3 protein-coding genes are annotated in these 6,681 nt (G+C 40.3%); all 3 read left to right on the top strand.

Going from position 1 to position 6,681, the window contains the following annotated elements:
• Positions 1-663 precede the first annotated feature (663 nt).
• The 3 genes from JOD18_RS13365 (at position 664) to odhB (ending at position 6,354) form a co-directional block, all read left to right on the top strand.
• Positions 664-1,845 (top strand): ROK family transcriptional regulator, encoded by a 1,182-nt coding sequence (locus JOD18_RS13365; RefSeq protein ID WP_204669542.1) that lies wholly within the window; start codon positions 664-666, stop codon positions 1,843-1,845.
• Positions 1,846-2,231: 386 nt separating this feature from the next.
• Complete coding sequence (locus JOD18_RS13370; RefSeq protein ID WP_204669543.1) at positions 2,232-5,111, top strand: 2-oxoglutarate dehydrogenase E1 component; 2,880 nt, start codon at positions 2,232-2,234, stop codon at positions 5,109-5,111.
• The gene (odhB, locus tag JOD18_RS13375) at positions 5,098-6,354 is read left to right on the top strand and encodes a 2-oxoglutarate dehydrogenase complex dihydrolipoyllysine-residue succinyltransferase (RefSeq protein ID WP_204669544.1); all 1,257 of its coding nucleotides are present in this window, start codon (positions 5,098-5,100) and stop codon (positions 6,352-6,354) included. Before JOD18_RS13370 ends, odhB begins: the two co-directional genes overlap by 14 nt.
• Positions 6,355-6,681 lie beyond the last annotated feature (327 nt).

Consider the following 6,681-nt stretch of genomic DNA (forward strand, 5'->3'; position numbering starts at 1 on the left):
AAAATAGAAAAGTCGAACAGGAAGAGAGGGCAGTTCCATAAATGGATTGGTTCTCTTTTTTTGTTTAGCAAACACATTTCAGCTAAATAAGGCTGTTGTACTGTAAAAACCCTAATATCATTTAGTTGATTGTTTGTATTCTGACTAGCAGTTATTATTTTGTTCCTGCCTCATCCCAACAGCTATGTGTGCTTGAACCAGTTGCCACCGCTGACACAGAGTTTTCATATCAAAAATATTTGGTATAATTCTAGATAACCTGTAAGCTTATTAGTGCAAAGTCTTACGGCTGATTACAGCCAAGATAAAATGATGCCAAAAAGGAAGGCGATAACCAGTGTTTTCTTATGAAGTAATATGTATAAACTGCAAAAAGAAATTTAATGTTTATGAAGGTACAAGACAGTATCAAAAATATAAAGAGAACCGGCATGGCTTTTTTAGTTGTGAGGACTGTAATCATCGTATCCGCTTCGAGGCAATAAGGAACTTCTTTCGTTAGTGAACAGGGTTATTTTAACATGGAATTAATGATTAATAATGTAAGTATTGCTTTTCAACGGAAATAAATAGAAGTATACTAAAACGGTAAGAGGATGTTCAAAAAGTCCGAACTTTTTGAACACGCACTGTAAGTTGTTGCATGTAAGGGGGCGGGGGAATATGTTAAAAGATTTCTTGCAACAGACCTCTTCGAAATATCATGGGATGAAACTGGTCTATCAATATGTCTATCAGCATGGTCCAGTTACAAAGACAGAACTAGTTGAAAAGACAGGCGTTAAGCAAACTACGGTCACGAGGCATTTGGATTATTTACTCCAAAACAGGCTGATAAAAATTTCCGAATACCAAGAATCATCAGGTGGCAGGCCGCCTGCGCTTTATCAAATAGTGCCAGATACAGGATATATAATTGGTGTAGACTTATCTCGGATGGTATCTACAATCGTCTTGGTAAATGCCACATTAGAGGAAATCGATAGCTTTACATTTACAATGACGGAGGACCACACACCAGAGAAAACATTAGCAATCATTAACCATACAATGGAACAATTCCTTACAACACATCATATTTCACGTGATCAATTGTTAGGGATTGGCATTGGTGCAGTAGGGCCGCTCAATCGAAAAAAAGGCATGATTATGGATACGAAAGGGTTTATGGCACCAGGGTGGCGCCAGTTTTCCATTATGGATCATTTACCAAGTTTTCAATCAGAGAAGATCCTCTTAGAAAATGGTGCCAATGTAGCGACACTGCAGGCTTATATGCAGCAGCTGCAGCAAGAAGAGTCGATCTTATATTGTATCAGCGGCAGAGGGCTACGCTGCGGGGTGCTCGCAGAAGGCCGTTTATTGAAGAATAAGACAGGTGATGTAAGTTCTTTCGGTGAAATGATTGTGGATATAGAGCGGAGGCAAACTCTCTCTTCACTTATTACTTATGATTATTTATTACAGGAAGTCAATCGCCGTTATTTGGAGGAGAAGGAGACACCGTTTTATCCAGAGGCTTTTACCAAGAATACTTTAATGCAGACGTTTTTTAATCAGTTGCAGCAAAAGGATTCTATTGTTCAAGAGGTAGTGCTTCGTTCGGCAGAAGTGTATGGAGTAGGGCTGGCAAATATTATTAATGTATTGCAGCCGAATCAAATTATCCTGAACAGTGAACTTGTTAGGAAATATCCACCATATTATGATAAAATTGTTGAAACTGCAAAATTATATATTGATCGAAAAGAACGAGTACCTATTCAATTCAAACAAGAAAAACAGAAAGAGAAAGTGATTGCACGCGGTGCAGCTACGATGATATGGCAGTCCTATTTTTCATAGTCAGGGTAGCGATTGTTAACAGATACGAAGGGTAATTTCCAATTATACTGGAAGTTATCCTGTTTTTGATTTAATGTAGAAAAAATGTACAACTTATATTTGGTGATTTTTTAGTTCTAAATATCTATATAAAACCCATTATAAGTAATAAAAATAAACCGTTTACAAGGTGCGGAAAAAATGGAGAAATTCCTTATCAAATATGGGAAAAATCTATATGGTTCCTATAAAAAAAAGAATTGAAATATTCCCATCATATATGTTGTTTCCCATAGTAAAATAGGGTATATTTAAAGATGTAATGTTTTAAACTGTTTAAAATGTTAGAATGATGGATGGGAATAAAATTTAGCAGGAGTAAGTGAATTTTAATGGGGGTATAAGACGTGACACAGCAGGAGTCAAATAAGAAAATTTGGGAAAATTTTTATGGTCCCAATATGGGATATGTAGAAGAACAGTTTGAACTCTATTTGGAAGATAAAGACTCTGTGGATCCATCCCTGAAAGCAATATTTGATCAATATGGAGCTCCAGAGGAAATACAACAAGTGCAACAGGCCGAGGTAGTCGAAAAAGCAGGCAGTAAGAGTTTTTCAGCGGGTATAAGTGCTAAACAACTAACCTCAGCAAGCAAACTTGTTGAGGCTATTAGACGTTATGGGCATCTGAAAGCTGATATCTATCCGGTCGGTTCAGGAATTCACAGCGACACCTCATTAGTAGATCCAAAACAGTACAATCTAAGCAAAGACGTTTTGGAAGCGATTCCCGCTGATTGGGTATGGGAACATCAGCAAGAAGGAGTTCACACGGCCCAAGATGTTGTCGACTACTTAATGAAACAGTATGCGGGCACTATTTCGTTTGAGTATGATCATGTCAATAATGATGAGGAGCGTCTGTGGTTCCAAGAAAATATTGAATCTGGTAAGTATCGTTTTTCGTTCACAGAATTGGAGAAACGGGAACTATTAGGACAAATTATTGATGTCGAGGGATTTGAAGATTTTTTGGCAAAAACATTTGTATCACAAAAGCGTTTTTCCATCGAAGGTCTGGAAATGATGGTTCCTATCATTGACCGTATGGTTCAGAGATCTTTCTATGACGAAACAGAAGAAATCATGATGGGAATGGCACACCGAGGCAGATTAAGTGTATTAACACATATCTTGGGGAAACCTTTTGATAAGTTGTTTTCTGAGTTTCATCCATCTGGAGACAGGGCGTTAGTGCCATCATCACCAGGATCAAAACAGATTACGTATGGGTGGACAGGGGATGTGAAATATCACTTTGGTGCAGAACGTGCCTTAGGCGAAGAAAAGCCATCTCCGACTAAGATTACACTCGCTCATAATCCTTCTCACCTTGAGTTTGTTAACCCAGTTGTTGAAGGATTTACCAGGGCTGCACAGGACTCCCGTTTTCAAAAAGGAGCACCAGAACAAAATGCAAACAAGGCGTTTAGTATTTTGATTCATGGTGATGCCGCTTTTATTGGAGAAGGAGTTGTTGCGGAGACCTTTAACTTGAGTGCGCTTGATGGCTACCGTACAGGTGGATCGTTACATATTATTGCTAACAATTTGCTTGGCTTTACAACGGGGCAGCGTCAGGGGCGTTCAACAACTTATGCAAGTGACTTGGCAAAAGGATTTGAAGTACCAATTATTCATGTGAATGCAGATGATCCAGAAGCCTGTATTTCAGCTGCCAATTTAGCTTATGACTATCGGATGAAATTCCAGAAAGACATCTTGATTGATTTGGTTGGTTATCGCCGTTATGGACATAACGAGATGGATGAACCACGCGCTACACAGCCGGAATTGTATAAAGCAATTGATCAGCATGCAACATGTGCTTCTATCTACGCCAACCGATTATATAAAGAAGACATTGTGGCAGAGAATGCCTATGAGACCATGAAAGAGGCTGTTTTTGATAAGCTTCAGGGTATTTATGATGATATGACAGAGAGCGTGAATGAGAATCCAGAAGCTCTGCCAGTACCACAGGCATTACGTCAAGGTTTAAATGATATCCAAACCGCTGTCCCTGAAGACTTGTTACTTTCATTAAACAACAATTTATTGAAGCGGCCAGAAGGATTCCAATCTCTGAAAAAACTAGAAAGAATCTTAACGAAACGCCATAATACTTTTGCAGAAGAAGGCCAAGCAGATTGGGCAGTAGGTGAAGCATTGGCTTATGCTTCTATTCTGCAAGATGGTACGCCAATACGTTTAACAGGTCAGGATTCCGAACGTGGTACATTTGCTCACCGACATTTGAAACTGCATGATGTGGAAACATCAGCCACTTATTGTCCAATGCAAGGTTTGGATGAGGCGAAGGCGACCTTCGATATCCATAATAGTCCATTGTCTGAAGCAGCTGTGCTTGGCTTTGAGTATGGTTACAGTGTCAAAGCACCAAAAACGCTGGTAATCTGGGAGGCGCAGTTTGGTGATTTCGCCAATGCCGCTCAAGTAATCTTTGATCAGTTTATTTCTTCAGGCCGGGCAAAGTGGGACGAACGTTCGAATATGGTTATGCTGTTACCTCATGGATATGAAGGACAAGGCCCTGAACACTCCAGCGGCCGGGTAGAACGCTTTTTAACGATGGCAGCAGAGAATAACTGGATTGTTGCCAATGTGACGAAAAGTGCGCAATTATTCCATTTGCTGAGAAGACAAGCAGCGTTGGTAGACAGTGAAGCAGCTCGTCCATTAGTGTTATTTACACCGAAAAGTCTGTTAAGAAGTAGCCGTGTAATCTCTAAGCTGGAAGAGTTTACTGATGGTCAGTTTAAGCCATTAATTCCACAGCCAGGTTTAGAGTTATATTCTCAGAAAGCGAAACGTCTTCTTATCGGATCGGGGAAAGTAATGGTGGATATTGAAGAAAGAATGAGCCAACAACCGCAAAAATATGAAGATATTCATGTGGTTCGTTTAGAGCAAATCTATCCATTCCCTGAACAGACGATTTCCGATGTGATTGCCAATTGTAAGAACTTAACGGAATTGGTATGGGTACAGGAAGAGCCGCGTAATATGGGAGCTTGGAGTTTTGTTAAAGAACGATTATTCAAAATGCTAAGCGATACAAAGATTGAACTGAAGTATGTTGGTCGTGGAGAACGTTCTTCGCCATCAGTAGGTGATCAGCACATTCACAAAACGGAGCAGCGAAAAGTAATAACAGATGCATTAGAACTGTCTGAAGGAGGAGAAACCAATGAAGGAAATTAAGGTCCCAGAATTAGCGGAATCCATTACAGAAGGTACGATAGCAGAATGGCTGGTAAAGGAAGGGGAAACCGTTGAGAAAGGTGATCCAATCTGTGAGTTAGAGACAGATAAAGTAAATGTAGAAGTGAATGCCGATTATGCGGGGGTGCTGGTGGAACACACGAGACAAGAAGGTGATGATGTCGAAGTAGGGGAAGTCATTGCCAAGATTGATGAGAGTGGAGAAGCAGCATCTGACAATACGAATGATAAAGAACCGGAAGCAGAGGAGAAACCTGTTCAAGAAGAGACAAAAGCGCCAGAACCTTCCTCTGAATCAAATAAATCAGATAAGGATCAGAAAGTAGTTGCTTCTCCGGCAGCTAGAAAACGGGCACGTGAGTTAGGTATTGACCTTAATAGTGTGAAGACTGCAGATCCACTAGGCCGTGTTCGCCCAGAGGATGTAGAAAACAGTACGAAAACTTCACAGTCAAGCAAGCCAGCAGCCAAAAAAGAAGCAAAACCAGCAGCAGCCAGTAGTCAACAGGACCCAGCAGGTAAGCCAGTTAAACGCGAGAAAATGACAAGACGCCGTCAGACAATTGCCAGCCGTTTGGTAGAGGCACAACAGACAGCGGCCATGCTAACCACTTTTAATGAGGTTGACATGACGGCTATTATGAACTTACGAAGTGAGCGTAAAGATAAGTTCCAAGAAAAGCATGGAATTAAACTCGGCTTTATGTCATTCTTTACTAAGGCAGTAGTCAGTGCATTACGAGAGTTTCCGTATCTAAATGCAGAAATTCAAGGAAATGAGATTGTCTTGAAAGAGTTCTATGATATTGGTATTGCCGTATCAACAGATGATGGTCTAGTTGTCCCTGTTGTAAGAGATGCCGATCGTTTAGATTTTGCTGGAATAGAATCAGAAATTGCTGATCTAGGTAAAAAAGCAAGACAAAAAGAACTAGGAATTGGTGACCTACAAGGCGGTTCCTTTACAATTACCAATGGAGGTATCTTCGGATCCTTGCTTTCTACACCGATCCTAAATGCCCCACAAGTAGGTATTCTAGGAATGCACACGATCCAAAAACGGGCTATGGTGATGCCGGATGATTCCATTGAGGTTCGCCCAATGATGTATATTGCCCTTTCTTATGATCACAGAATTGTGGATGGCAAGGATGCCGTACAATTCTTAGTAAGAATTAAACAACTATTAGAAGATCCTTATGATTTACTATTAGAAGGATAAGAGTAACGGAAGCACTCATCTATCATGATGAGTGCTTTTTTACGAATGCAGGCAAGTTTTTTTGTCGATAAGGAACAGGGCCAGCCATGGACGAGAGAGTGGTCATTCGATGAAAAAGGGGAACTTCTGTGAGTCGAGAACAGTCAAGATAACAAGCTAATCTTAGCGAAAGCAGCTTTGTGAAGCAAGAAACAGCAAAGATAGCAAGCTGATCTTATCAAAAGCAGTGCCATCCCACCGCATAAGCTACCAACTCATCGTGAAAGAGGTCTTTAATCGCACATAAATAGAGAAATTTATTCACCCCTTGTTGGACAGGTAAGTAAG

The organism is Gracilibacillus alcaliphilus (genome assembly GCF_016909015.1).
Taxonomy (GTDB): domain Bacteria; phylum Bacillota; class Bacilli; order Bacillales; family Amphibacillaceae; genus Gracilibacillus; species Gracilibacillus alcaliphilus.